We start from the raw sequence: 25,838 nt of genomic DNA on the forward strand, positions 1-25,838 counted from the left end.
CCGATTGCCAGACTTGGAAAATCGTGGTACCGACCACACCATTGGTGAGTCGTCCCAGCGGTCCGGAGCGTCTAGAACCCCGTCGCCATCCTGTCAACCCGGACAATCCAGCGAACCCGCCAAACCATCCCGCCGACAGAACGACACCCGAGAGACAAAAACAATGGATCATCCAGCCAAAGCCGGATCATCCATCCGATAACGTCTCCGAGATGTACCGGCCGCCGCCCCGAGACCCGTAAGTCCCGCTCGCCGCCGCCGATGACCGGGGTATACGGGCACCAAACCGGGCCGTCAACAGCCCGCACGACAGAAATGCAAAAATCTCGCGACGGATACGTCATTCGCCGTCACGGGCCGCCGAAGGCGCACGGGGGTGATGCTTTCCATTCGAGGTGCGCTTAGCGATCCCCTCCCCCGCAGGACTCAGCCTTCGGGTTATCGTTTTTCGCCCCGGGACGTCGCTCACCTCCCCGGTGGCGGCGCGGATGCCGGGCGGCTCAGGCGCCACCCGGTCCGCACGACCCGTCGCAGGGCGTCCGGCCACCGAGGCGGCGGGCGATCCAGGGGCGCAGGGGCAGGAACAGGCGGTAGGCGCCCTCTGCGAGCCATGGAGCGCCCGGAACGTGACGCACCCAGGCGAGGCGGTGCCATCCGGGCAGGTGCGACCACAGGGTGAAGAAGCCGGCTGCCCCGGAGGTCAGGCGACCGTCGCCGTCGCGGACGTGGAAGCGGGCGCGGGCGGCGTCGCGATCGAGGCCGCCGAGATCGGCCGGGCCGTCCCGGCTCACATCCACCCAGGCGAGGGCGTCGGCACCCCGGCTTCGGCGATAGGTCCGGATCTCCGCGGCGCAGAGGGGGCAGGCGCCGTCGTAGTAGACGGTGAGCGGGGCGGGCGTCGTGTTCATCCCGGTGAGATAGGGCGGCACCAACGAAAAACGGCCGCGACGGATGTCGCGGCCGTCCGGTGTTCGATGGGCGAGGCTCAGAGGCCCGAGCGGATCTTCAGGGCCTCGCGGCCGGCGTAGCGCGCCTGCGAACCGAGGCCCTCCTCGATGCGGATGAGCTGGTTGTACTTCGCCAACCGGTCCGAGCGGGCGAGCGACCCGGTCTTGATCTGCCCGCAATTCGTCGCGACGGCGAGGTCCGCGATGGTCGAATCCTCGGTCTCGCCGGAGCGGTGGGACATCACCGCCGTGTAGCCGGCGCGCTGGGCCATATCGACGGCGGCCAGGGTCTCGGTGAGCGTGCCGATCTGGTTGACCTTCACCAGGATCGAGTTCGCCGTGCCTTCCTTGATGCCGCGCGACAGGCGGGTGACGTTGGTGACGAACAGGTCGTCGCCCACGAGCTGGCAGCGGTCGCCGACGCGGTCGGTGAGCAGCTTCCAGCCGGCCCAGTCGTCCTCGGACATGCCGTCCTCGATGGAAAGGATCGGGTAGCTGTCCACGAGCTTGGCGAGGTAGCTGACCTGGGCCTCGATGTCCCGGGTCTGGCCCTCGCCCTCGTAACGGTAGGCACCGTCCTTGAAGAATTCGGTGGCGGCGCAATCGAGGGCCAGCACCATATCGGTGCCGGGCTTGAAGCCGGCGGCCTGGATCGACTGCATGACGAAGTCGAGGGCGGCCTCGGCCGAGGGGAGATTGGGGGCGAAGCCGCCCTCGTCGCCGACGTTGGTGTTGTGGCCGGCCTTCTTCAGCGCGCCCTTCAGGGTGTGGAACACCTCGGCGCCCATGCGCACGGCCTCGGCGAGGGACGACGCCCCCACCGGCATGATCATGAATTCTTGGAAATCGATGGGGTTGTCGGCATGCGCGCCGCCGTTGATGATGTTCATCATCGGCACCGGCAGCACCCGGCCCTGCGTGCCGCCGATGTAGCGGTAGAGCGGCAGGCCTGCGGTCTCGGCCGCCGCCTTGGCCACGGCGAGGGAGACGCCCAAGATGGCGTTGGCGCCCAGCCGCGCCTTGTTCGGGGTGCCGTCGAGCTCGATCATCGCTTCGTCGATGGCGATCTGGTCCTCGGCATCCATGCCGCCGATGGCGTCGAGGATGTCGGACTGCACGGCGTTGACCGCCTTGCGCACGCCCTTGCCGCCGAACCGGCCCTTATCGCCGTCGCGCAGCTCCACGGCCTCGTGGGCGCCAGTGGAGGCGCCCGAGGGCACGGCGGCGCGGCCGAAGGAGCCATCCTCGAGGAGGACGTCGACCTCGATGGTCGGGTTGCCCCGGCTGTCGAGGATCTCGCGGGCGGCGATGTTGGTGATCGCGGTCATGCAGGAGCCTTCTTCGGACGTTGCGATCGTCGAGCGGGTCCGATGCGGCGCCCGTTCCCCTCCCCCTGGAGCCGATGGCGGCACGGGGTCGGAATCGCGATTCTGTCGAGGCTTATCCGCCAACGTCACGCGTCGGGCAAGCGCCCCACCCGTCCGGAGGGCGGCAGGGCTCGCAAGAATGTTGGCCCGACTGTCAAGAAATTCTTGCCGCGGCCGCGTGACTCCACCCGGCAGCGACGAACCGGCGGATGCACCTTGCCGCGTCGCGCGCTATAGCCTGAGCATGACGCACGCGCCCCTGAACCCCGAGACGCTCCAGCTGGGACAGGCCACCCCCCTGCCCGGCTCCCCCGAGGAAGCCCGCCTCGACCGAGTGCCGAACCCGCATCCGGGCACGGATTACCTCGCCCGCTTCACGGTGCCGGAATTCACCTCGCTCTGTCCCGTCACCGGCCAGCCGGATTTCGCGATCTTGGTCATCGACTACGTGCCGGACCAGTGGCTGGTGGAGTCGAAGTCGCTCAAGCTCTACCTCACGGCGTTCCGCAACCACGGCGCCTTCCATGAGGATTGCACCGTGGGCATCGGCCTGACGCTCACCGAACTCCTGGCGCCGCGCTACCTGCGCATCGGCGGCTACTGGTACCCGCGCGGCGGCATCCCCATCGACGTGTTCTGGCAGACCGGCGAGCCGCTGAAATCCGTGTGGCTCCCCGAACAGGGCGTGCCGCCCTACCGGGCGCGCTGAACGGCACCGGGCCCGGCGCCCCCCGGCGATCCTACCGGTCTTCGTGGATTGCGCGCCGAACCTGCTCGATGAACCTGTTCTGCGGCTCCGTCGGTCCCTGATGGACCGTGGCCACCGCCCTGAGCATCCGGCACAGGTCATCCCGCTCGGCCTGGGTGAGCCGGTCGCGCAGGAGCGGCGCCAGGGATTGGATTGCCGTATCGGGATCGGGCGCCTGATCGGCCGCGTGGCGGATCACCGCCATGCATGTCGCGAGATCGTCGCCGGGGTCGGTTACGTCGCGCATCTGAGTCAGGATCTCGCTCTCTTGCTCGGGCGTCGGGACGCCGCGCTGTCGGGCCACCAGCGTCATCAACACACCGGCCGCATCGGCGGGACTGCGCAGGGATCGCACCGGCGCCGATCGGATATCACGCTCGCTCGCCCGTCGACGCCGGGCGGTACGCCAGTCCCGGACGGCGTGATCGATGTGCTCCATGCCGTCTCCGTATCTGACCCAGTAGATCAGGCCGGTCACGAGCGCTCCTGCCAGGGCGATGAGGATCGGCATCCGGGATGTCCTCCGTGCACGTTCACGCGGTCATCCCATGCAATCTAGGCGGGCATTTTGCAATCGTCTCGAAAGTGAAGTGTGGCCCTTCGCGTGTCGCGATCCCTGCCCTTGCCCCCAATGCAAAAGGCGGCTGGCTCGCGCCAACCGCCCCATCTTCCTAAACCGTGGCTGGTGGCTCAGTAGCCGTAGCCATAGGCGGGTGCGCCATAGCCGTAGGCCGGGCGATCGTACCCGCCGCGATAGTACGAATCGCGGGCCGCGCCCGCGGCGATGGCGCCCGCCGCGAGGCCGGCGATCCCGAGGCCGACGGCGGCGCCGGTTCCGATGCCGCGACGGCCACCGCCGCGATAGGCATAACCGCGATGGCCGTAGCCGCCGCCATGGCCATAGCCGCCGCGACCGTAGCCATGGCCGTGTCCGGGACGCGCCTCTGCGGCGGTCGCCGCCGCCATGGCGCCGAGGGAGAGGGTCATGGCCGTGATCATTGCGAGCTTACGCATGGGGATCCTTGAAATTTCGCGTCTCTTGAAAACGTCAACAAGGACGAGAGCGAAGGGTTCCCCAATCACCTGAACAGGGGCGGCGCGCGAAACCTGCGTCTCAGCCGAGCACAGATGTATTCGACGCTTTGGCGAGGCGGTCGAAGGCCTGCAATTGTGCCAGGAGGGCGGGCATATCCTTCAACGCCACCATGTTGGGACCGTCCGAGGGGGCGTGATCGGGGTCGGGATGGGTCTCGATGAACAGGCCGGCGACGCCCACGGCCACGGCGGCGCGGGCGAGCACCGCCACGAACTCGCGCTGTCCGCCGGAGGTGGCGCCCTGCCCGCCCGGCTGCTGCACCGAATGGGTGGCGTCGAACACCACCGGGGCGCCGTGGGTCACCCGCGCCATGATCGGCAGGCTGCGCATGTCGGACACCAGAGTGTTGTAGCCGAACGAGGCGCCGCGCTCGGTGACCAGCACGTTGGGGTTGCCGGCACCCGTTACCTTGGCGGCCACGTGGGCCATGTCCCAGGGGGCGAGGAACTGGCCCTTCTTGACGTTGACCACCCGGCCCGTCGCGGCGGCGGCCAGCAGCAGGTCGGTCTGCCGGCACAGGAAGGCCGGGATCTGCAGCACGTCGACGACCTCGGCCGCGACGGCGCAGTGCCCAGCCTCGTGCACGTCCGTGAGGACGGGCAGGCCGAACCGCGCCTTGATCTCGGCGAAGATCGGCAGGGCACCGGCGAGGCCGAGGCCCCGCGCGGTGCCGCCCGAGGTGCGGTTGGCCTTGTCGAACGAAGCCTTGAACACGAGGCCGATGCCGAGGCGGGCGGTCATCGCTTTCAGGGCGTCGGCGATCTCAATCGCATGATCGCGGCTTTCGAGCTGGCACGGGCCGGCGATGAGCGCGAAGGGGAGGTGGTTGGCGAAGGCGACGCGGCCGGCCTGGACGACGGGGCCGGCGGTGGGGGAAGCGATCTCGGACATGGGAGGGGTCTAGCCCGCCGGGCGCTCCACGAAAAGACCGGCCCGGCGGCGCAGGGGCGCGGCCGGCGTCACGAGGCAGACGGTGAGGCTGCCGGACAGGCTGTCCTCGCGCGGCCCGGTCTCGCAGCGCAGGGCCGCCCTGCCGGCGATGCCCTGGCGCGGGGTGCCCGTCAGCAGGGAATCCTGGTGGAGCGTGAGCGCCAGGACCTCGACGGCCTCGGCCTTCGCGCCCGTGAGCGCCTCGGCGGCACGTCCGATCAGGGCGAAGAACGGTCGGTCCGGTTCGCGGGCCAGGGACCCGAACACCATCCGGCGCGGCGCCCGGCAGGCGAGGCTCATCCGCTCGGCGTCGGCCGCCCGGAACACGGCGCCCGACCCGGCCCGACCGGCAAGGGACGCGCCCGTGGCGCGGATGAGCTTGGCCGTGAGGGCGTCGCAGGCGTCGGCGGCCCCGGCTGGACCCGCGAGGGCAAGGAAGAGGCCGGTCACGGCCGCAATGCGAAGGGCGTACATCATGAGGGTTGGTTTACGCGGCCGCTCACCCCTTTGTCTCCACGGGACCGAGCTTGGCGGCGGCTTCCCGCAGCACATCGTTCATCCGGGTCTGCCAGCCATCGCCCGTCGCCTTGAAAGCGTCCACGATGGCGGCATCGAGCCGGATCGTCACCGGAACCTTGACGGGTGCCCTCTGGGGGCCACGGGACCGGCGCAGTCCCTCGGCCAGGGCCGGGAACACCTCGGCGAAGGGACGGGTGCTTCTGAAATCGTCCGCCGTCCATTCGGGGTTGTCGCTGACAGCGTCCCAGTCGGCCTGGGAATAGCTCGGATTCGGACCGTGACCGGGCGCGTTCTCAATGGCGGCCATACAACATCCTTTTCAATGAACTCGCTGGTCGAAAACCGACGAGCGCCAACGCCTCCGTGCCGAGTGGGGATACGATTGCAGCCACGACGAGGCGTCCGTGGAGCGATCCGATCAGCTTGCTCCGTGGGCGTCCGGTCTGGCTCGATTTGGCGGGAACGGCCACAGCCGTCGCGAAATCGAAGCCAGCCTCGAATTCAGCGAAGTCCAGATCGTGCTTGACGAGATGCGCGAGACGCTTCGGTTCATCCCACACGATCATGAATCGTATGTACGATTAGATCTGTCGGATCGTCAATGGACGCGGGGGCGACCTTTCACCGTGCCGAGTCGAGCGACCCCGTCCGTTCTTCCCGGCAGGCTGCGTTCGCGTGCGGGCGCAGGATGCGGGACAGGCGCACCGGGTGCGAACCGGTCTCGTCCTCCAGCACGCCCGTGAGGGCATCGACGGCGAGCGTCCCCGTGAAGCGGATCGTGTGGCCATCCGCGTCCGCCGCGAAGGCGAGTTCCCTGGTGGCGGCGTCGAGGTGGAGGGTTTCCGCTTGGACAGGCCCGGACAGGGCGGCGGTCTCGTACACGAGGGTATCGCCCCGGGGCGAGCGGCGGAGGGTGACGCGCTGGCCGGCGGGCGCGTGGTCCGCCGTCAGGCACAGGTCGGCGTAGACATAGGTGCCGGAGGCCCAGGACGGTCGGGCCCGGACGGAGCCGGGAAGAACCGCCGACAGGATGAGGCCGAGGCCGAGGCTTCGTCGCGTGATCCTGTCCATCGCCGCCGCCTCTCGATCGCCGACGCACCATCGGGTGCGTCGGTTTCCGGTTTGCGTCGGGCCGGTTACGCGGGGTCGCGTTCGCGCGCCCGGCGCTCCGCCTCGACGGATGCAAGAAGGATGCATACGGCGATGCCCTCGGCGGCGGCGGTGCAGTCCTTCAGGCTCGGATAGGAGGGGGCGAGGCGCAGGACGCTGTCGCGCGGGTCGCGTCCGTAGGGCGAGGTCGCCCCGGCCGGGGTCAGGGCGAGGCCGGCGTCCTTGGCGAGGCGCACCACCTCGGAGGCGGTGCCGTCGCGGGCCTCGACGGTGATGAAGTAGCCGCCCTCCGGCTTAGTCCACCGGGCCGCCCCCGTGCCGGCGAGGTGGCGCGACAGGGCTTCCTCCACGACGGCGAATTTCGGCGCCAGCAGGGCGCGGTGCGCGTCCATGTGGGCGTCGAGGCCGGCGGCATCGCGCAGGAAGCGCACGTGGCGCAGCTGGTTGAGCTTGTCCGGCCCGATGGTGCGCTTCGACGCGCGGGCGAGGTACCAGCGCACGTTGTCGGGCGAGCTCGCGAAGAAGGCGAGGCCGGCGCCGGCCAGCGTAATCTTCGAGGTCGAGGCGAAGACGAAGGCCCGGTCCGGGTTCCCCGCCTCGGCGCAGAGGCTCAGGATGTCGGCGACCTTGATCCGCTCGGGGGTGAGGTGGTGCACCGCGTAGGCGTTGTCCCAGAACAGGCGGAAATCGGGGGCGGCGGCCTTCATGGCGGCGAGGCGCCGGACGGTCTCGTCGGAATAGGTCTCGCCCGAGGGGTTCGAGTATTTCGGCACGCACCACATGCCGCGCACGGCCGGGTCGGCGACGGCGGCCTCGACCACGTCCATATCGGGGCCCTGCCCCGTCATCGGCACAGGAATCATGCGGATGCCGTAGGCTTCGCACAGGGCGAAGTGGCGGTCGTAGCCCGGCACCGGACACAGGAAGGCGACGTCGCTCTCCTTCGACCAGGGCTTGACCGAACCGGGCACGCCCGTGAGCAGGGCCCAGGCGATGCTGTCGTGCATCATGGCGAGGCTCGAATTGTCGCCGACCACGATCTGGTCGGTCGGCGCGTCGAGGAGGTGGGTGAACAGGGCGCGGACCTCGGCGATGCCCTGCTGGCCGCCGTAATTGCGCGCATCCTCGCCCGCCTGCGTGACGTAGTCGCCGTTGCCGGCGAGCCCGAGCATGCCGGCGGCGAGGTCGAGCTGCTCGGGTGAGGGCTTGCCCCGGGTCATGTCGAGCTTGAGCCCCTGGGCCTTGAACGCCTCGTAGGCGTCGCGGGCGCGGGCGTGAAGATCCGCGAGATCGGCAGGATTCCGATCGGCGATGGTGGTCATGGTGCGGTTCCGGATGGTTGGGGTGCTGCAATCAAACGGGATGCACCATGGCCCCTCGCGGGGCGCGCGTCACCCTGGCGGAGACGCGCGCCCCGCCGCCCTGCCCTGCGCTCCGGACAAAAGGAAGCCGGCCACGCGGGGCCGGCTTGAAGTCGCAGAGGGAGGGGAGAACGGTGGACGGGCGGCCGGTCGGACCGCCCGGATCGGATCAGCCGGCCTTGTTCAGGGCGACGGCGACGAAGCGGGTGGTGCCCTTGGAACTCTTCACCCGCATGAGCACCGCCTTGCGGCCGCTCGATTCGGCGGAGCGGATGCGCTCGGCGACCTCGGAGGGTCGGGAGACGCTGGCCCCGGCGACATCGAGGATGATGTCGCCCTGCTCGATCCCCTTGGCGGCGGCCGGGCCGTCGGGATCGACTTCCATCACGGCGACGCCCTCGTCGCCGGCGCCGACCTCGGAGGCCGGGGCGAGGCTGAGGCCGAGGCGCGGCTGGCCGTCCGTGGACGAACCGCCCCGGCCGCCGCCCGTCGCCGATTTCGGGTCGTTGGGGAGCGCTCCGAGTTCCACCGTGGCGGTGTCGGACTTGCCGGCCCGGAGGTAGGCGAGCTCGACCTTGGCGCCGGGCTTGAGGCCGGCGATGCGGCGGGACAGTTCCTTGGCGTCGTTGACCGGGGTGCCGTTGACCGACTCGATGACGTCGCCGGACTTGAGACCCGCCTTGGCGGCGGGCGTTCCGGCCTCGGCGTGATCGACCAGCGCGCCCTTGGCCTTGTCGAGGCCGAGGCCGTCGGCGATGTCCTTCGTCACCGGCTGGACCTGGACGCCGAGGTAGCCGCGCGCCACCTTGCCGTCGGCCCGGAGCTGGTCGACCACCGCCTGCACCGTCTCGGCGGGAATTGCGAAGGCCAGGCCGACGCTGCCGCCGGACGGGGACGCGATGGCGGTGTTCACGCCCACCACCTCGCCGCCGACGTTGAAGGTCGGGCCGCCGGAATTGCCCTTGTTGATGGGCGCGTCGATCTGCAGGAAGTCGTCGTAGGGGCCGGCGCCGATGTCGCGGCCGCGGGCGGAGACGATGCCGGCGGTGACGGTGCCGCCGAGCCCGAACGGGTTGCCGATGGCCACCACCCAGTCACCGACGCGGGGCGCCGACTTGCTGAGGGAGACGTACGGGAAGGTGCCGCCCTCGGTGATCTTGAGCAGCGCCAGATCGGTCTTCGGGTCCTTGCCGATGACCTTGGCGTCGAGGGTGCGGTTGTCGTCGAGGGTCACCTGCACGGTCTTGGCCTTGTCGACCACGTGGTTGTTGGTGACCACGTAGCCGTCGGCCGAGATGATGAAGCCCGAGCCCATGGCGCCGCGCTGGCCCTGGCGCTTGGGACCCTGGCCGCCGAAGCCTGGGCCGCCCTGCCCGCCCTGTCCACCGGGGCCGCTCTGGCCGAAGCGCTTGAAGAACTCGCGCAGCTGCGGCGGCACGTTCTGCTGGCCCTGGTTACCCGGGCCGTCGTCGTCGTCCGCCGTCGCGCTGTCGTCGAGCTTCACCTTCACGGCGACGACGCCGGGCTTCACCTTGTCGACGACGGTGGCGAAGGACCCCGGCGGATGGTCGGGGGTCTCGATGGGGTTCTTCGACAGGGCCTGGGCATAGGCCGGGGTCGAGGGCTGGGTGAAGCCGATGCCGGCGCCCGTCGCCACGAGGGCGGCCACGGCGACGGAGGCGAGGGCATTGCGGCGCAGGCGGTTGGACTGGACGGGCATCGACGGTCTCCGGATCGGGTGGCGCCGCCAAACGGCAGGCCGTGATCCAGGGTGTAGGGCTCGACGGGTGACCCGCCCGTGGCGGAGAGGTTACGGTTTGGACAGGTTCGGCGCCTCGGTCAGGCCGGCGCGCCAGCGCAGGTCGAGGAGGAACCCCTGCGGGTGGGTGTCGAGCAGGAGGGTCACCGGCACGCCCGCCGCGTTGAGGAGCCGGGCCACCCAGTGATTGCAGACGTTGGCGTAGGAGAAGCGCCCCGCGCCTTCGTAGAACAGGCTCGGTCCGTAGAGGCCGGGACCGCCCGCGACGGGTTGCCCGTCGTCCAGGCGAAAGCTCCCGTCGAGGCGGGCGAGGAGCCGCGCCAGTCCGGTGCCCGAGACCCGCACGGGCACGATGTCGGCGTGGGGAAAGCTCTGACGCACGGTCCGTTCCAGGCCGACCACCTGGACGACGCCGGTGCGGCCGCCGGGGGTGAACAGGGCCTCCAGGGCGAGGCGGAGATCGAACTCGGCCAGCGTCGGCGTCGCCCGGTAGAACCGGGCCTCGCCCCAGCCGAATTCGAGGTCGGGATAGGCCCGGAACCGCAGGGCGATCGTCCGGAGCGCCGCGCCCGCGCCCTCCCCCGTCAGGGCTTCGCGTGGGATCACGAGGCCGGAATGCCAGCCGTGGCTGACGAGGTGGATGGTCCGGGCGTCGTCGCCCGTGGCGGGATAGAGGGCCGGGTCGCCGGGGCTCGCCGTGAGGACCACGGCGAGCCAGAAGATCGCGAGCAGGCCGGCAACTCCGAAAGCCAGCCGGCGCATGATCACGGGGTCTGGTCGGAGAGCCGCGCCAGGGCCTCGGTGATCTTCTCCAGGCGGGCGGCCTGGGCGGCGCGGCGCTCGTGCTGCTCGTCGACGATCTCGTCGGGGGCGCGGGCCATGAAGTCGGCGTTGGCGAGCTTGGCGTCGATCTTCGTGATCTCGCCCTCCGCCTTCACGGCCTCCTTTTGCAGGCGGGTGACCTCGGCCCCGAGATCGACGATGCCCTCGAGCGGCAGGGCCGCCACGGAGCCGCGCACGAGGAGCTGCACGGCGTTGCGCGGGGCCGTCGCCTCGAAGCGGATCTCGGACAGGCGGGCGAGGCGCAGGAGGGTGTCGCTCCAGCGCGTGGCGCGCGCCCGCAGGGCGTCGTCGGCGCCGATGACCACCAGGGGGATCTGCGTCGCCGCCGGCACGCCGGTCTCGGAGCGGGCCGAACGGATCTCGGAGACGAGGTCCACGAGCCAGCCGATTTCGGCCTCGGAGTCCGGGTCGTTCAGGGCCGCGAGATCCGGCCAAGGCGCCAGGGCGAGGAGGCCCCGATCCGAAAGACCCTCGCCCTTGATGGCCCAGAGCTCCTCCGTGAGGAACGGCATGAACGGGTGCAGGAGCTTCGCGATCTGGTCGATGAGGAAGGCGACGGTTCCTTGCGTCTCCTCCCGCACGCCCGCATCGACGTTTTCACCCTGCAACACGGGCTTCGCCAGCTCCACGTACCAATCGCAAAAAATGTTCCAGACGAAGCGGTAGGCGGCGGCGGCGGCGTCGTTGAAGCGGTAGGCGTCCAACGCCGCCGTGACCTCGGCCACGGCCCGCGCCGCCTCGCCCAGAGCCCAGCGGTTCAGGGGATCGGTGGCGGCCTCGGGGCGGTACTCGGCCCGCAGGGTGCAGCCGTTGATCTCGGCGAAGCGCGAGGCGTTCCAGAGCTTGGTCGCGAAGTTGCGGTAGCCCTCGACGCGGTTCACCGCGAGCTTGATGTCGCGCCCCTGCGCGGCCATGGCGGCGAGGGTGAAGCGCAGGGCATCGGCGCCGTACTGCTCGATGAGCCCGAGGGGATCGACGACGTTGCCCTTCGACTTCGACATCTTGGCGCCGGCGGCATCGCGGACCAGGGTGTGGAGGTAGACGGTGGAGAACGGCACCCGGTCGGTGACGTGAAGCCCGAGCATCATCATCCGGGCGACCCAGAAGAAGATGATGTCCTTGCCGGTGACGAGGGTGTCGGTCGGGTAGTGGCGGACGAGCTCGGGCGTGGCGTCGGGCCAGCCCAGGGTCGAGAACGGCCACAGGGCGGAGGAGAACCACGTGTCGAGGACGTCCTCGTCGCGGGTCAGGGTGACCGCCCGGCCGTGCTTGGCGTCGGCCTGAGCCTGGGCCTCGGCTTCGCTCGGCGCGACGAAGCATCCGCCCGCGTCGTCGTACCAGACCGGGATCTGGTGGCCCCACCAGAGCTGGCGCGAGATGCACCACGGCTCGATGTTCTCGAGCCACTGGAAGAACGTCTTCTCGTAATTGTCGGGCACGAACTTCGTCTGCCCGTCGCGCACGGCCTGGAGGGCGCGCTCCGCCAGCGGCTTGACGTTCACGTACCATTGGTCGGTGAGATACGGCTCGATGACCACGTTGGAGCGGTCGCCGTGCGGCACCGCGTGGGTGTTGGGCTCGACGAGGCGCAGGCGCTCGCGCGCCTCCATCAGGGCGACGACCTGCTTCCGCGCCGCGAACCGGTCGAGGCCGTGCAGGGCGAGGGCCTCCGGCTCCGGGTTCGCCCCGGCGAGGAAGGCGACGTTGCCCGCGAGGCTGATCCGGGCTTCGGGGTCCAGAATGTTGATGGGCGTGCAGCCGGCGCGGCGGCCCACCTCGAAATCGTTGAAGTCGTGGGCCGGGGTGATCTTGACCGCACCCGTGCCCTTCTCGGGATCGGAATAGGTGTCGGCGACGATGGGGATGAGGCGTCCGACCAGGGGCAGCCGCACGTGCCGGCCGACGAAGTGGGTGTAGCGCTCGTCGTCCGGGTGGACCGCCACCGCCGTGTCACCCAGCATGGTCTCGGGCCGCGTGGTCGCCACGGTGATGACGTCACCGGTCTCGGCGCCGTCCGCGTCGACGATGGGATAGTCGAAGTGCCAGAGGTGGCCCTTGACCTCGACCTGCAGCACTTCGAGGTCGGAGATCGCCGTCTGGAACTTCGGGTCCCAGTTCACGAGGCGCTTGTCGCGGTAGATCAGCCCCTGGGCGTGGAGATCGACGAAGGTCTTCGTCACGGCCCGGACCATCTGGTCGTCGGGGGCGCCGTTCAGCCCCATGGTGAAGCGCTCGCGCGACCAATCGCAGGAGGCGCCGAGGCGCTTCAGCTGGTTGACGATGGCCCCGCCCGATTCCGCCTTCCAGGCCCAGACCTTCTCGACGAAGGCCGCCCGGCCGATCTCGCGCCGGCCCGGCTCCTTCGCCTCCATCATCCGGCGCTCCACCACCATCTGGGTGGCGATGCCGGCGTGGTCGGTGCCGGGCTGCCACAGGACGTCGCGGCCGCGCATGCGCTCGAACCGGGCCAGGATGTCCTGCAGGGTGTTGTTGAGGGCATGGCCCATGTGAAGGCTGCCGGTGACGTTCGGCGGCGGGATCACGATGGTGAAGGGCCGGGCGTCGGCCCGGTCGGGCCGGCCGGCCTTGAACGCGTCGCCCGCCTCCCAGGCGGCAGCGATGCGCGCCTCGACGGCGGCGGGGTCGAAGGTCTTGTCCATCATGGGCGGGGTCGGGCCAGTTCGAGCGCTGCGGGGTCTTCGCGGGTTGGCCCGCTTTCAACCCGTCAGGCCCGCCGCGTCAACACGAGGGCGGCGATTCCCGGCCCGCGACGCCTCAGCGCCCCCGCGCCACGCGCTCGATCTCGGCGCGCACGAGGCGCTCGACCAGGGGCGGCAGGTTCTCGTCGAGCCAGCCCTTCAGCATCGGCCGGAGCATGTCCTGCACGAGGTCTTCCAGGGTGCGGGGGCTGTTGGACAGCACCGTGTTGGCCAGCATGGTGAACGCCTGGCCGACGCTGGCATCGGTCACCGACGAGGTCAGGCGCTCGGCCGCCTCGGTCTCCGGCCGGGGCGCCTCGTAGGCCGGCGGCACTTCATGGGCCGGCGGCACTTCATGGGCCGGCGGCGCCTGGCGTGCCGGCTCGGGCGCGGCCATCCGCACCGGTTCGGGCTCGGGCTCTGGTTCGTCGTCGAACGAGATGGCGTCGAAATCGAGGGTCTCGTTGGTGAAGCCGATATCGGGCTCCGCGAAGGCGGCGGGCGCGGGCGCCTTGCGCACGGGCTGCGCCACCTCGGCGAGATCGAGGATGTCGTCGTCGTTCTCGGGCGGGGGCGGTGCGGCCCGGACGGACTCCATCACCTCGGCCTTGGCATTCTGATCGTCGGCGATGATCCGTCGGATGGAGGCGAGGATCTCCTCCATGGAGGGTTCCTGGGCCTTGTCCGGTACCACGGGGCTGGCTGCACTCATCCGGACGACGCTCGGTTCAGGAAGGAACGGTTGACGATGCGGGCCAGTATTTCACGCTCCCGTGCCGACACAAGCGTCCGGCGGAACGGGGTGCGGGATAAGCGCCGCGATCGCGATTCCCCCGGCCCGTGTGGCCGGAGGGCGACCCTCCGGCGGGCGCCCGCGCGGCCCGGACGGAAGGATCGTCCCCGGTCGGACCGAGCGGGTGGCCCCCGCGAGACCCACGTCGCCCCGGGGCGGTCGCAGCGAGACCCGGCGGAGACCGCGCGTCGCGTGCGGCCGGCCTGGGCCGACGCCGGAACGACGCCCTAGCGACCGTCCGGGGTCCGGACGCCGAACCACAGGTCCTTGACCTGATCGAAGTGCTCCTTGGGGCTGTAGGTCGCCACCGGCAGCGCGGTGAAGCGCACGGTGAGTCGGCCGACGGTCTGGACCATCGCATAGGAGAAGACGACGCGGTTGCGCTGGGCCACGATCAGGTTGACGCGCGCGGTCAGCAATTCCTGCTGTGCGTTCAGGACGTCGAGGGTCGTGCGCTGGCCGACGCGGGCTTCCTCGCGCACGCCGTTGAGGGCGACTTCGTTGGCCTGCACCTGCGCCTGCGAGGCGATGACCTGGGCCTTGGAGGCTTCGAGGTCGCCCCACGCCCGGACGATGCCGGCGCGGATCTGGTCGCGCACGTCCTCGACCTCGATCCGGCGCTGGCCCACGAGCTCCTTGGCCTGGCGGATCTGGGAGTAGGTCAGGCCGCCCTCGTAGAGCGGCACCGAGATGCGGCCGACGATCTGGGCGTTGAGGCTGCGGTCGCCGGGAAACTGCCCGTCGAAGCGTTGCTGGACCGTGCCGGAGAGGCCCGCCGTCGGGGCGAGCTGGCCCTCGAACACCTTCACGCTGGATTCGGCCACGTCCACGGCATGCATTGCGGCCAGGATCTGGGGGTGCTCCTTCAAGCCGATGTTCATCGCGCTTTCGAGATTGGCCGGCACGTAGCGGTCGAGGGGGCGGCCGGGGGCGAGCTGGCGCGGCTCGACGCCGATGAAGCGGCGATAGGTGCCGATGCTGGCCCGCAGGGACGCTTCGGCCTGGGCGACGTCGGAGCGGGCGCCGGCGAGGCGGGCCTCGGCCTGAGCGACATCGGTGCGCGTGACCTCGCCGACGTTGAAGCGGTCGCGGGTCTGGCGCAGCTGCTCTTCCAGCACCTCGACGTTGTTGCGACGCAATTCGAGGTTGGCCGTGTCGCTCAGCACGAACATGTAGGCCTGCGCCGCGCTGAACAGCGTGTTCATCTCGATGGAGCGCAGGGTCTCGCGCGTGCCGAGCACGTTCGATTCCGCCCGGCGGGTCTGGTTGTCCGTCTGAAAGCCGTTGAACAGGGTCTGGTTGACCGTGAGGGACGCCCCTCCCGGCCGGGTCACGTTGTCGATGTTGAAGCCCTGGACCCGTCCGTCGTTGCGGGCGAGGCCGATATCGGCCGATCCGCTCACCGTCGGCCGGTAGCCGGACTTGGCCTGGGCCACGTTCTCGTCGACGCCGCGCAGGGCGGCGCGGTTGGAATTCAGAGTCGGGTTCGCCGCATAGGCGCGCGACAGGGCGCTCTCCAGCGTCTCGGCCATGGCCGGATGCGCTGCCGCCAGCGCCAGGGCGACGATAGCAACGCACCGAAGTCCGTGGTGCGTCGCAGGTTTCCGTTCTCTCACGTTCATCAGCCCTTGCGGTTTCACGATGAACCGGTCAGCCGTCATCTTGCGGCTTCGCGCATTCGCGCCATCCGGGTTGCCCGCCCACTGGCAAGTCTATCCGAACTTGGCGGAGCGGGCACCGGGTTGGGGACTGGCCGGGTGTTGAATGGACGGCAGTGCCGCAAAAAAGCGACACCGGCCGGTCGGTCCTCGGCGGATCAGAAGGCGAAGGCGTTCGCCGTCGCGAAGGCGCCGAGGCCGGGAAGCGACGCATCGAAGAGCGGGCGTGCGCCGAACGCATCGCCGGTCCGGACGAACAGGGTCGCCTTGGCGGCGCGGGGCGGGCCGAAGACGCAGACGAGGCGGCCGCCCTCCTTGAGCTGCTCGAGGAGGGCCTGCGGCCGGACCTCGACGCGGCCGTTGACGAGGATCGCGTCGTAGGGGCCGGCCTCCGGGGCGCCGGCCTCCAGGGGGGCCTCGACCACCGCGATGCCGGTGCGGTCGCCCAGGCGTTCGCGGGCACCGGCCGCCAGGGTGGCGGAGGATTCGACGGCGACCACGTCGGCGCCGAGGTGGCGCAGGATGGCGGCGGCGTAGCCGTAGCCCGTGCCGACATCGAGGACCTTGGCGCCGGCTTCGAGGTCGAGGGCCTGGATCATCCGGGCGAGCATCATCGGGGCCGGCATGGGCCGAACGTCGCCGCCCCCGCCATCGAGGCTCAGGGTCTGGTCGATATAGGCGAAATCCTCACGGCCGGGCGGCACGAACCGCTCGCGGGGCACATCCTCGAACGCTTCGAGGACGGTGACGCTGTTCACGTCGAAGGTCCGCAACTGACAGTCGACCATGAGGCGTCGCGCCTGCGCGTAATCGAGCATGGATGCGGTCTCTTCCTTCGACGGCGGCCCGGCGCCCGGCGCCGCCCGTCCCGGGACGGTGCTTGCCCGGCGACAGTGCCTGCGGCGGCGCTTGATGCCCGCGGGTTGTCGGGGATGGGGGCCGAAAACGCAAGGTTTCCGGGGCCGCCCGACGCGCGCCGATCCTCATCGCGAGAATAGCGGGGACAGCGTCGCCAATGGACTGAAACGGGAAGGAATTTGGAGGCCTCGCCCGGAATCGAACCGGGGTGCAAGGATTTGCAGTCCTCTGCGTAACCACTCCGCCACGAGGCCTTCCCGCTCTGCCCCGATCGAGCGGGGCGGCGACCCCGGCCGGGCGGTCCGTCCGGGGTGAGGGGTCTCTAGCAGAGGGTTGGGCCGATCGGCAACGGTGTTTCGCCGGCCAACACGGGGTAAGTTGCGCGCGGGGCCCGGCGTGGTGAACGCGCCCCGTTCCGGCGCGGACCCGCCGCTGCAGGGGCCGTTCGGGGAAATGCGACGGATTTGTCAAACGCCGGTCCCTGGGTCTTGCGTCCGGCATCGGCCCTGTGTAGAGACCCGATCGCGGTCCCCGATAGCTCAGTTGGTAGAGCAAGCGACTGTTAATCGCTTTGTCGCAGGTTCGAGTCCTGCTCGGGGAGCCAATTTCTTCTTTCGATCCTGTCCGGTGCTTGCGGGCGCCAAGTGCAGGGTCACGGTCCTTGGGACCTTCGTTTCGACCCGGGTTCAGCGCAGGTCTCGCGCGGCCCGGGCGGTCATGCCGCTCCCTTGCACGCCCCGTCGGGCGTGTGTAGAGACCCGGCGGTGATCCCCGATAGCTCAGTTGGTAGAGCAAGCGACTGTTAATCGCTTTGTCGCAGGTTCGAGTCCTGCTCGGGGAGCCAATCCTTCGTCCGTGCCGGCGCCGAGTGCCATCGGGTGCCGCCCGAGCCGGATCTCCCGATCCCGTGCCCGGTTGTCCGCCCGCGACCCCGCGCGAGGCTTTCCCCGATCCCGATCCTCTCCACCGGCGCGCGTCGTGGTCGCGTCAGGATTTTCGCGCCAAGATTTTAGCGCCGTGACATCCGCACCATGAAAAACGCCGCGGACCCTGGGGTCCGCGGCGTCGCTGAGGGATTGACGGTGATCGTGGCAGGCCGGGCTTACCGGTCGCCGGCTCCGGAGAGCAGCTTCTCGATCTGCTCCATGCCGTTGCCGTAGGCCTTGGCCTCCGTGGGCAGGCTGCGGTCGGACCGCTGCACCAGCTTGCCGTTCTTGCGAATGGCCCACTGGTAGGGAGCCCCCTCGGCCTTCGGCGGCACGATCTCGAGGGTGTAGGGATGGGTGTTGATGGTTGTCTCGCTCATGGCACCACTATGCCACGGGCGGACGCCGCTCGCCAGACTCGGGAGCGCTCAAGAAATCGATAAACCGACATTCCGGGCATTTTCCCGGGGCGAAACGGCCGTTTCGGGACCCGGTGAGTGGGGGGATGGGCGTGCGGACGCCGCAATCCGGGCCACGCGGGGGCATGCCGGCGGTTGATTCCCTAGGGAAGGGCGCCGGTGGAGCCCCTCCCGGGTCGACCGTCGGCATCGGCGGAAGCGGTCGCCGAACGCCGCAGGGTGGCGAGATCGGCTTCCGCGGCGAGGGCCCGGGCCTGCCAGACATCCCGCTCGGCCCGGGCTTCGGTCAGGGCGGCCTCGATCTTGTCGGCGCGGACCGTCTGCAGCTTGGCGAGGGCCTGCGCCCGCTCGCGCGCCCGGGTCTCGGCCGCCATCTGGACCTTGAGGTCCCTCGGCGTTCCCATGTGCTCTCCTCGATGGCGGCGCCGGCCCGGAGGCCGGCGTCCGCGCGACCTTACTGCGCGACTTCGTTGCCGGCGTAGTTGATGGCGCCGTCGGCGCCCTTCTTCCAGACGTACATGACGTAGTCCGGCCGGGTGATGTCGCCCTTCTTGTCGTAGGCGATGTCGCCGATCACCGTGTCGAACGGCTTGCCCTGGTGCAGGACGGCGGCGACCTTCTGGCCGTCGGAGGACTTGGCGGTCTCCATGGCCTGCTTCAGGATCTGGACGGCGGCGTAGGAGTAGAGGGTGTAGCCCTCGGGGTCGAAGTTGATCGCCTTGAAGGCGTCCACAGTGGCCTTGGACTTCGGATTCTTGCGGGCGTCCGGCGAGAACGTCATCAGGGTGCCGTCGGAACCGGGGCCGGCCACCTGCGCGAATTCGCGGTCGGCGATGCCGTCGCCGCCCATGAGGGGGGCATTGAGCCCCTGGTCGCGCATCTGCCGGATCAGCAGGCCGGCCTCGGTGTAGAGGCCGCCGAAATAGATCACGTCGATTCCCGCCTGCTTGAGCTTCGACACGAGGGAGGAGAAGTCCTTCTCGCCGGGGTTGATGCCCTCGAAGATCACGTTGGTGCCGCCCTTGGCTTTGAGCGCCTTCAGGGTCTCGTCGGCGAGGCCGCGGCCGTAGGGCGTCTTGTCGTGGACGAAGGCGATCTTCTTGCCCTTGAACTTGTCGGCGAGGTAGGCGCCGGCCACCGCGCCCTGCTGGTCGTCGCGGCCGCAGGTGCGGAACGTGTTCCAGTTGCCGCGCTCGGTGTACTTGATCGCCGTGGAGGCGGGGCTGATCTCGATGACGCCGGATTCCGCGAGCACGTCGGAGACCGGGATCGAGACGCCGGAATTGAAGGCGCCGACCACGGCCTTGACGCCCTCGGAGGCGAACTTGTTGGCCACCGAGACGCCCTGCTTCGGGTCGGAGGCGTCGTCGCCCACCGTCATCACGAGCTTCTCGCCGTTGACGCCGCCGGCCTTGTTGATGTCGGCGATGGCCTGTTGCGCGCCGGTCTTGATCTGCGCGCCGAAGGCGGCGTTCGGCCCGGTGACGGGGACGACCACGCCGATCTTGATCTCCGCGTGCGCGGTGCTCGCCGCGACCATCAGGCCGAGGGCGACGCCGACTGACAACACTGACTTCATGCTGGTTTTCCCTCTCGAAGCGTCGTGCCGCCCGGAAATCCCGTGACGGCAGGATCGCAGGACACGTGAACTCAAGGTGCGGCCGGCCGGTCCCGCCAGCTCAAGGGACCGGTGCGCTCGTAGAGCCAGGCGTATTGCCGGGTCATCTGGCCGGCGCGGGTGAAGCGATAGGCGAAGGCCCCGACGGCGAGCACGAACACGACATCGACGGCGTAGGCCGCCGCCGACAGGAGCGTCCCCTCGAACAGGGCATAATGCAGGAAGCGCGTCACGGCCGCGATGAGCAGGAGGGCCAGCGCGCAGTGCCAGAACGGGCGCCAGCCCCGCGCCATGCCGCTGCCGGTCATCCAGGCGGCCGAGCCCCCCATCGCCACGGTGACGAGGAGGAAGATGCCGAGGGTGGCGCCGGTCGGCGCGAAGGTCTCCGGCATCAGTGCTGTCCTCCTTCGAGGTAGGCGGCCTTCACCTGCGGATCGTCGAGGAGCGCCTGGCCGGTGCCACTCATGGTGACGGCGCCCGTGACCATGACGTAGCCGCGATGCGCCAGCTTGAGGGCATGGTAGGCGTTCTGCTCGACGATGAATACGGTGAGCCCCTCGGTGCGGTTGAGTTCGCGCACGGTGGAGAAGATCTGCTTGACCACCAGGGGGGCGAGGCCCAGCGACGGCTCGTCGAGCATGAGCAGGCGCGGCCGGCTCATGAGGGCGCGGGCGATGGCGAGCATCTGCTGCTCGCCGCCCGACATGGTGCCGCCGCGCTGGTCGATGCGCTCCTTCAACCGCGGGAACAGGGTGCACATCCGCTCGAGATCCTCGGCGAAGTGTTTCCCCCCGTTGACGGCGGCCCCCATCTGCAGGTTTTCGCGGACCGTCATCCGCGAAAAGATGCGCCGGCCCTCCGGGGATTGGGCGAGGTTGAGGCGGGCGATCTCGTGGGTCGGCAGCTTCGTGATGTCCTGGCCCGCGAAGGTGATGGTGCCTTCGCGCGCCTGGGGCTGGCCGAAGATCGTCATCATCAGGGTCGACTTGCCGGCGCCGTTGGCGCCGATGAGGGCGACGATCTCGCCCTCGTTGACGTCGATGTCGACGCCCTTCAGGGCCCGGATGCTGCCGTAATAGGCCGAGACCCCGCGCACGCTCAGCAGCGGCCCCTTCGCCCCGGCGGAAGCACCTTGCGCCATCCGCTCGCGGGTCTCGTCCACGAGGACGTTGATGCCGGCGACGCTCATGCGTGGGTTCCTGCCAGGCCGACTTCGGCCTCGACGGCGGCGACCTCCTCGTCGTCGACGCCGAGATAGGCGGCGATGACGCGGGTGTCGTTGCGGATCTGGTCGGGCGTGCCGTCGGCGATCTTGATGCCGTAATCCAGCACCACGATCCGGTCGGAGATCTGCATCACCACGGACATGTCGTGCTCGATGAGGAGCACCGAGGTGCCGAACTCGTCGCGGATGAGGCGCAGCAACGTGTTGAGATCGGCCGATTCGCGCGGGTTGAGGCCGGCGGCCGGCTCGTCGAGGCAGAGCAGGACCGGGTCCGTGCACATGGCCCGGGCGATCTCCAGGCGGCGCTGGTCGCCGTAGGGCAGGTCGCCGGCCGGCTCGTCGGCCCGGTGGGTGAGGCCGATGCGTTCGATCCAGGCGGCGGCCTTGGCGATGGCCTCGTCCTGCGCGCGGCGGTAGCCCGGCAGGCCGAGGATGCCCGCGAGGCTGAAGCCCGAGGCCCGCATCAGGGGCTTGTGCATGGCGACCAGCAGGTTTTCCAGCACGGTCATCTGCGGGAACAGGCGGATGTTCTGGAAGGTGCGGGCGACCCGCGCCAACCGGTTGACGTCGTGGCCGGGCAGGCGCTCCAGCAGGTAGGTCTCGCCCTCCCGCTGACGCAGGCGAATCATCCCTTCGGTGGGTTTGTAGAAGCCCGTGATGCAGTTGAAGACCGTGGTCTTGCCGGCGCCGTTCGGGCCGATGAGGGCGGTGATGTCGCCGCGCCCGACCTTGAACGAGACGTCGCCGACGGCGGTGAGCCCGCCGAACCGCATGGTGAGGTGATCGACGACGAGGATCGGGTCGGCGGGACCGCCGGGCATTGCGGCCGGGGGCTCGTCCTTCAGGGTGGCGAGGCGGGTGAGACCGGTGGCGTCGCTCATCGGGCGCGCGCTCCCAGGCGCACGGACGGCGTGCGCTCGGAGATGAGCCCGCGCGGGCGCCAGACCATCATGGCCACCATGGCGAGGCCGAACAGGAGCAGGCGGTACTCGTTGGGATCGAACCCTTCGCCGAACACGGCCTTGAGGAAGCCGAGGTTGCGCAGCAATTCCGGCGCCCCGACCATGGCGATGGCGGCCACCGCGACGCCGAGCTGGCTGCCCATGCCGCCCAGCACGACGATGGCGAGGATGATGGCGCTCTCCAGGAAGTTGAAGCTTTCGGGCGAGACGAAGCCCTGGCGCACGGCGAAGAACGAGCCGGCGAACCCGGCGAACATGGCCCCCAGGGCGAAGGCTGAGAGCTTGGTGATGGTGGTGTCGATGCCGAGGGACCGGCAGGCGATCTCGTCCTCGCGGAGCGCCTCCCAGGCGCGGCCGAGGGGCAGGCGGCGCATGCGGAGCGTCACGAGGTTGGTGACGAGGGCGAGGACGAGGATGAGGTAGTAGAGGAAGACCACCCGGTGCATCGGGTTGAAGGCGAGGCCGAAGACGCTGGCGAAGCCGCCCTCCCCGGCCGTAAACGGAATTCCGAAGAAGCTCGCCCGCGGGATCGACGACAGGCCGGCGGACCCGCCGGAAAAGTCGACCCAGTTGATGAGGACGAGCCTGATGATCTCCCCGAAGGCGAGGGTCACGATGGCGAGGTAGTCGCCGCGCAGGCGCAGCACCGGAAACCCGAGCAGTACGCCGAAACCCGCCGCGAACAGGCCGGCGAGCGGCAGGCAGAGCCAGAACGACAGGCCGAACACCGTGGACAGCAGGGCGTAGGAATAGGCGCCCACGGCGTAGAAGGCGACGTAGCCGAGGTCGAGGAGGCCGGCGAGGCCGACCACGATGTTGAGGCCCCAGCCGAGCATCACGTAGGTGAGGATGAGGATGCCGAGATCGATCCAGTAGCGTCCCTCCGACAGGCCGCCCGACCCTAGGGCGGCGAGCAGCGGCAGGGTCAGGGCGACCACCAGGGTGAGCGGACCGATGATCCGGCCCGGGCGCGCGACGCGGGCGGGGGCCGTGGAGTCCGCCGCCGCCAGGGTGCGGGCGTCGCGGCGGCGCGAGACCTCGCCGAGCACGAGGCGCTGGGCGAGCCGCAGGACGAACACGGCGGCGCACAGGCCCGCCACCAGCCCCCAGCGGCCGGTGAGTCCGAGGCCGGTGCCCTGGCCGAGATCCGTGCGGTAGGCCACCACGGGGATGCTCAGGCCCAAGGTGACGAGCGCGAAGAGCGCCGCGTCCTTGAACATTTCGGGAAGGGGAGAGGCGGCGCGCGCGGACACCGTCGGGGTCACGGGGCCGATCGTCGTACCTTGAGCCACGCTAGACCTTCTCCACTTCGGGGCGCCCGAGGATGCCGGACGGCTTGAAGATGAGCACCACGATCAGGATCAGGAACGCGGCGACGTCCTTGTACTCGATGGAGAAGTAGGCCGACCAGAACGTCTCGATGAGGCCGATGATGAGGCCGCCCAGTACGGCGCCGGGCAGGGAGCCGATGCCGCCGAGCACGGCGGCCGTGAATGCCTTCACGCCGGGTACGAACCCGTCCGAGAACGAGACCACGCCGTAATACAGCAGGTAGAGGGTGCCGGCGACGGCGGCGAGGGCGGCGCCGAGCACGAAGGTCAGCGAGATGGTGCGGTCGACGTTGATGCCGAGCAGGGCCGCCATGCGCCGGTCCTGCTCGCACGCGCGCTGGGCCCGGCCGAAGGAGGTGCGCTGGACGAGGTACCAGAAGCCGGCGAGGAGCAGCGCCGTCGTCGTCATGATGATCGCCTGCTTGTAGGACAGGGTCACGGTGTACTGCCCGTTCTCGTAGAGGACGATCACGTCGCGCACGAGGGGCGGCACCGGCTTGTTGCGGGCGCCCTGCACCACCTGGACGAAGTTCGATAGGAAGATCGACACGCCGATGGCCGAGATCAGCGGCGCCAGGCGGAACGAGCCCCGCAGGGGCCGGTAGGCCACCCGCTCGATGGCCCAGCCCCACAGGGCGGTGAGCACCATGGCGACGATCAGCACGATGAGGAAGACGAGGGCGACGGAGGTCAGCCCGAGCCAGGTCGTGAGGATGAGGAAGAAGATCAGCGCGATGAAGGACGACAGCATGAACACGTCGCCATGGGCGAAGTTCACCATGCCGATGATGCCGAACACCATCGTGTAGCCGAGGGCGATCAGGCCGTAGATCGATCCAAGCGTCAGCCCGTTGATGAACTGCTGGGCGAAGAATTCCATGGGCGCCTTTTCCGGGACCGGGCGTCTTCGCGGGACCGATCGATGGGATCGGGCCGGTCTCGCGAATGGCGTGCCAGCTTGGCATGTTCCGAACCGGGGGCCACGGTCAATCCTCGCCGACCGGTTGCGATGGACGGTCGCCTGCCCCTGAAACACGAACGGCCCGGCACATGGAGTGCCGGGCCGTCGTCTGCGCGATGCGCGAACCCTTACTTGAGCAGGGACACCAGGGCCTTGCCGGCCGGGGTCTTCAGCTCCTTGGCGTCGAGGGTGCCGTCGTTGTCCGGATCGGCCGCCTTGAAGCGGGCTTCCACGAGGGCGAGGTACTCGGTCCTGTCGAGGGTGCCGTCGCTGTCCGGGTCGGCGGCCTTGAGGGCGGCCTTGCTGACCCGGCCCTTGAGCTCCTTGGCGTCGAGGGTGCCGTCCTTGTCCGATTCCAGCTTGTCGAAGCGGGCGGCGGCCACGGCCTGGGCTTCCTTGAGGTCGATGGTGCCGTCGTTGTCGGTGTCGACCATCGACAGGACCTTCTTCGCGCTCGGCTCCTTCGCCGAGGCCGGCATCGTCAGGGGAAGCGCGAGGGCCACGGCACCGAGGACGGCGGACAGGCGGGACAGTTTGGTCATGGGGAAACCTCTCTCAGGCAATCGCCATTGCCATTTCATCATCGGCGAACGGTCGAAATCGTATCTCATGCCGCAGTGCAATATTTCAACCCCCGCCATGGGGTGAACCGGTAGAATCCTGCCGGTCCGGCAACCCTCGGGACGGGTGGCACAACCCTGTACCGCCCGTCCCGCACCGGCCGATCAGTCGCGGGATTTCGGCGCCGCGGCGGGCGCCGGCAGGGCCGCGAGCTTATCGAGCAGCTGCAGGGCGATGTCGGCGCAGGCCTTCATCGGCTCGTCGGCGGCACATTTCACGTCGAGGGCGGTGTCGCCCCGCTCCAGGCGGAAATGGGCGGCCTTCGGTGGCGGCGGTGCGTCGGGGCCGCCCCGCGGGCCGCGCGGGCCGGCATGGGGACCACCCGGCGGCGGGGCGGACTGGGCCATGGCGGCGGAGGCGGACAGGAGCGCGGCCGCGCTCAGCAGGGCGATGGTCTTGGTCATGGAAAAACCTCTCGGTGAGGGTGCCCGCGGGCCCCGGCGGAAGACTGCGAATCGCCACGTCCGGTTTCTAGAACACGCGCTTCTCCCGCATGTGTCCGTCGAAGCCGACATGGAGCTGGCGCTCGCGGCCATCGGCGCCCCGCGCCGCGATGTCGAGATGGCGCGGCCCCCGGCCCGTGACGCGGATGTCGGAATAGCCGGCGGCCTCAACCTGGGCGGTCAGGGCGGGCACGTCGGGCTTGGCGCCGAGGCCGACCTTGTCCTTGGCCCAGTCGAGGGTGCCGGGGGGCGGGCCGCCGGCGGGACCGACCAGGACCCTGGTGCCGTCGGCCCGGGTGATGAGCGCGGCGTGGAGGAAGCCGTTCTCGAACCGGCCCTGGACGGTGACGGCCTCGCCGGTCTTCACCAGGGTGCCGCCCTCCCCCCGCTTGCCCGTCTCGACCAGGGCCTTGCCGGTGCCATCCTGCACCACGAACTTGTTGCCGTAGATCTCGGCGACCTCGCCCTTGGCGGCGATGGCGGCCGACGGCTTCAGGGCCGCGATGGCGATGGGCTCCACGAGGGTCGGCGTCGCGGTGCCGGTCTGGGCGAGCGACAGGCCGACGGCGCCGAAGGCGAGGGGGGCGGCGATGGCGCCGGCCACCAGGGCGCGCCGGCGGGAGCGCTTGGGGGCGGCCTTGGGC

The 25,838-nt window shown here is 69.8% G+C and carries 28 protein-coding genes and 3 tRNA genes; 3 read left to right on the forward strand and 28 right to left on the reverse strand.

The window, feature by feature from the left end; genetic code table 11:
* Window positions 1–500: 500 nt before the first annotated feature.
* Together FV218_RS15365 and eno are read right to left on the reverse strand one after the other, a co-directional pair.
* The gene (locus tag FV218_RS15365) at window positions 501–929 is read right to left on the reverse strand and encodes a DUF393 domain-containing protein (RefSeq protein ID WP_348642037.1); all 429 of its coding nucleotides are present in this window, start codon (window positions 927–929) and stop codon (window positions 501–503) included.
* 56 nt (window positions 930–985) lie between these two features.
* Entirely contained in the window at window positions 986–2,275 is a 1,290-nt protein-coding gene (gene eno, locus FV218_RS15370; RefSeq protein WP_147710583.1) for a phosphopyruvate hydratase, read from the reverse strand.
* Between the two features lie 283 nt (window positions 2,276–2,558).
* Between eno and queF the strand changes: the two genes are divergently transcribed.
* Window positions 2,559–3,023 carry a preQ(1) synthase gene (queF, locus tag FV218_RS15375; RefSeq protein WP_147710585.1) on the forward strand — a complete coding sequence of 155 codons (465 nt, stop codon included), beginning with the start codon at window positions 2,559–2,561 and terminating at the stop codon, window positions 3,021–3,023.
* A 31-nt stretch (window positions 3,024–3,054) separates the two neighbouring features.
* Here the strand turns inward: queF and FV218_RS15380 are convergent, their stop codons facing one another.
* The 15 genes from FV218_RS15380 to FV218_RS15450 form a co-directional block, all read right to left on the reverse strand.
* On the reverse strand, window positions 3,055–3,573 hold the full coding sequence (locus tag FV218_RS15380; RefSeq protein ID WP_147710587.1) for a hypothetical protein: 519 nt from the start codon (window positions 3,571–3,573) through the stop codon (window positions 3,055–3,057).
* Window positions 3,574–3,752: 179 nt separating this feature from the next.
* Entirely contained in the window at window positions 3,753–4,076 is a 324-nt protein-coding gene (locus FV218_RS15385; RefSeq protein WP_056095187.1) for a hypothetical protein, read from the reverse strand.
* Between the two features lie 100 nt (window positions 4,077–4,176).
* Window positions 4,177–5,049 carry a 3-deoxy-8-phosphooctulonate synthase gene (kdsA, locus tag FV218_RS15390; protein ID WP_147710589.1) on the reverse strand — a complete coding sequence of 291 codons (873 nt, stop codon included), beginning with the start codon at window positions 5,047–5,049 and terminating at the stop codon, window positions 4,177–4,179.
* 9 nt (window positions 5,050–5,058) lie between these two features.
* Window positions 5,059–5,562 carry a hypothetical protein gene (locus FV218_RS15395; protein WP_147710616.1) on the reverse strand — a complete coding sequence of 168 codons (504 nt, stop codon included), beginning with the start codon at window positions 5,560–5,562 and terminating at the stop codon, window positions 5,059–5,061.
* Window positions 5,563–5,587: 25 nt separating this feature from the next.
* Window positions 5,588–5,914: a BrnA antitoxin family protein gene (locus tag FV218_RS15400; RefSeq protein WP_147710591.1), complete on the reverse strand. Its 327-nt coding sequence runs from the start codon at window positions 5,912–5,914 to the stop codon at window positions 5,588–5,590.
* The gene (locus FV218_RS15405; RefSeq protein ID WP_147710593.1) at window positions 5,901–6,173 is read right to left on the reverse strand and encodes a BrnT family toxin; all 273 of its coding nucleotides are present in this window, start codon (window positions 6,171–6,173) and stop codon (window positions 5,901–5,903) included. Before FV218_RS15405 ends, FV218_RS15400 begins: the two co-directional genes overlap by 14 nt.
* A gap of 55 nt (window positions 6,174–6,228) precedes the next feature.
* Complete coding sequence (locus tag FV218_RS15410; protein WP_056095201.1) at window positions 6,229–6,678, reverse strand: hypothetical protein; 450 nt, start codon at window positions 6,676–6,678, stop codon at window positions 6,229–6,231.
* A gap of 65 nt (window positions 6,679–6,743) precedes the next feature.
* Window positions 6,744–8,039 carry an aminotransferase class I/II-fold pyridoxal phosphate-dependent enzyme gene (locus FV218_RS15415; RefSeq protein ID WP_147710595.1) on the reverse strand — a complete coding sequence of 432 codons (1,296 nt, stop codon included), beginning with the start codon at window positions 8,037–8,039 and terminating at the stop codon, window positions 6,744–6,746.
* A 208-nt stretch (window positions 8,040–8,247) separates the two neighbouring features.
* Window positions 8,248–9,798, reverse strand: a complete 1,551-nt coding sequence (locus FV218_RS15420; protein WP_147710597.1) for a Do family serine endopeptidase — start codon at window positions 9,796–9,798, stop codon at window positions 8,248–8,250.
* A 90-nt stretch (window positions 9,799–9,888) separates the two neighbouring features.
* On the reverse strand, window positions 9,889–10,599 hold the full coding sequence (locus FV218_RS15425) for a DUF2459 domain-containing protein (protein ID WP_056095775.1): 711 nt from the start codon (window positions 10,597–10,599) through the stop codon (window positions 9,889–9,891).
* A 2-nt stretch (window positions 10,600–10,601) separates the two neighbouring features.
* Window positions 10,602–13,343, reverse strand: a complete 2,742-nt coding sequence (locus FV218_RS15430) for a valine--tRNA ligase (RefSeq protein ID WP_147710599.1) — start codon at window positions 13,341–13,343, stop codon at window positions 10,602–10,604.
* A 112-nt stretch (window positions 13,344–13,455) separates the two neighbouring features.
* Window positions 13,456–14,091 carry a DUF2497 domain-containing protein gene (locus FV218_RS15435; RefSeq protein ID WP_187273075.1) on the reverse strand — a complete coding sequence of 212 codons (636 nt, stop codon included), beginning with the start codon at window positions 14,089–14,091 and terminating at the stop codon, window positions 13,456–13,458.
* A gap of 308 nt (window positions 14,092–14,399) precedes the next feature.
* A complete protein-coding gene (locus tag FV218_RS15440; protein ID WP_348642036.1) occupies window positions 14,400–15,833 on the reverse strand; it encodes a TolC family outer membrane protein in 1,434 nt (477 codons plus the stop codon).
* 155 nt (window positions 15,834–15,988) lie between these two features.
* Window positions 15,989–16,648: a protein-L-isoaspartate O-methyltransferase gene (locus FV218_RS15445; RefSeq protein ID WP_147710603.1), complete on the reverse strand. Its 660-nt coding sequence runs from the start codon at window positions 16,646–16,648 to the stop codon at window positions 15,989–15,991.
* 220 nt (window positions 16,649–16,868) lie between these two features.
* Window positions 16,869–16,942: transfer RNA gene (locus FV218_RS15450), tRNA-Cys, on the reverse strand.
* A gap of 274 nt (window positions 16,943–17,216) precedes the next feature.
* Here FV218_RS15450 and FV218_RS15455 point away from each other — a divergent pair.
* Window positions 17,217–17,292, forward strand: a tRNA-Asn gene (locus FV218_RS15455).
* Window positions 17,293–17,456: 164 nt separating this feature from the next.
* Window positions 17,457–17,532 (forward strand) — tRNA-Asn (locus FV218_RS15460).
* Window positions 17,533–17,790: 258 nt separating this feature from the next.
* Here the strand turns inward: FV218_RS15460 and FV218_RS15465 are convergent.
* The 11 genes from FV218_RS15465 to FV218_RS15515 all read right to left on the reverse strand — a co-directional run.
* Entirely contained in the window at window positions 17,791–17,994 is a 204-nt protein-coding gene (locus FV218_RS15465; protein WP_056095218.1) for a hypothetical protein, read from the reverse strand.
* Between the two features lie 182 nt (window positions 17,995–18,176).
* Window positions 18,177–18,437 (reverse strand): hypothetical protein, encoded by a 261-nt coding sequence (locus FV218_RS15470; RefSeq protein WP_147710605.1) that lies wholly within the window; start codon window positions 18,435–18,437, stop codon window positions 18,177–18,179.
* A 50-nt stretch (window positions 18,438–18,487) separates the two neighbouring features.
* Window positions 18,488–19,612, reverse strand: coding sequence for a branched-chain amino acid ABC transporter substrate-binding protein (locus FV218_RS15475; RefSeq protein WP_147710607.1), 1,125 nt, complete (start codon window positions 19,610–19,612; stop codon window positions 18,488–18,490).
* Between the two features lie 71 nt (window positions 19,613–19,683).
* Window positions 19,684–20,043 carry a DUF6867 family protein gene (locus tag FV218_RS15480; protein ID WP_147710609.1) on the reverse strand — a complete coding sequence of 120 codons (360 nt, stop codon included), beginning with the start codon at window positions 20,041–20,043 and terminating at the stop codon, window positions 19,684–19,686.
* A complete protein-coding gene (locus FV218_RS15485) occupies window positions 20,043–20,840 on the reverse strand; it encodes an ABC transporter ATP-binding protein (protein ID WP_056095226.1) in 798 nt (265 codons plus the stop codon). Before FV218_RS15485 ends, FV218_RS15480 begins: the two co-directional genes overlap by 1 nt.
* On the reverse strand, window positions 20,837–21,697 hold the full coding sequence (locus FV218_RS15490; RefSeq protein ID WP_056095783.1) for an ABC transporter ATP-binding protein: 861 nt from the start codon (window positions 21,695–21,697) through the stop codon (window positions 20,837–20,839). The genes FV218_RS15485 and FV218_RS15490 overlap by 4 nt, the downstream gene beginning before the upstream one ends.
* A 56-nt stretch (window positions 21,698–21,753) precedes the next feature.
* Window positions 21,754–23,058, reverse strand: a complete 1,305-nt coding sequence (gene livM, locus FV218_RS15495; protein WP_056095785.1) for a high-affinity branched-chain amino acid ABC transporter permease LivM — start codon at window positions 23,056–23,058, stop codon at window positions 21,754–21,756.
* A gap of 73 nt (window positions 23,059–23,131) precedes the next feature.
* Window positions 23,132–24,049 carry a branched-chain amino acid ABC transporter permease gene (locus tag FV218_RS15500; protein ID WP_056095229.1) on the reverse strand — a complete coding sequence of 306 codons (918 nt, stop codon included), beginning with the start codon at window positions 24,047–24,049 and terminating at the stop codon, window positions 23,132–23,134.
* A gap of 209 nt (window positions 24,050–24,258) precedes the next feature.
* Window positions 24,259–24,672, reverse strand: a complete 414-nt coding sequence (locus FV218_RS15505; RefSeq protein WP_147710611.1) for an EF-hand domain-containing protein — start codon at window positions 24,670–24,672, stop codon at window positions 24,259–24,261.
* Window positions 24,673–24,855: 183 nt separating this feature from the next.
* The gene (locus FV218_RS15510; RefSeq protein ID WP_147710613.1) at window positions 24,856–25,155 is read right to left on the reverse strand and encodes a hypothetical protein; all 300 of its coding nucleotides are present in this window, start codon (window positions 25,153–25,155) and stop codon (window positions 24,856–24,858) included.
* 67 nt (window positions 25,156–25,222) lie between these two features.
* On the reverse strand, window positions 25,223–25,838 hold a 616-nt coding region (locus FV218_RS15515), incomplete at its 5' end, for a DNA-binding protein (protein WP_147710614.1).

Source organism: Methylobacterium sp. WL69 (assembly GCF_008039485.1).
GTDB lineage: Bacteria > Pseudomonadota > Alphaproteobacteria > Rhizobiales > Beijerinckiaceae > Methylobacterium.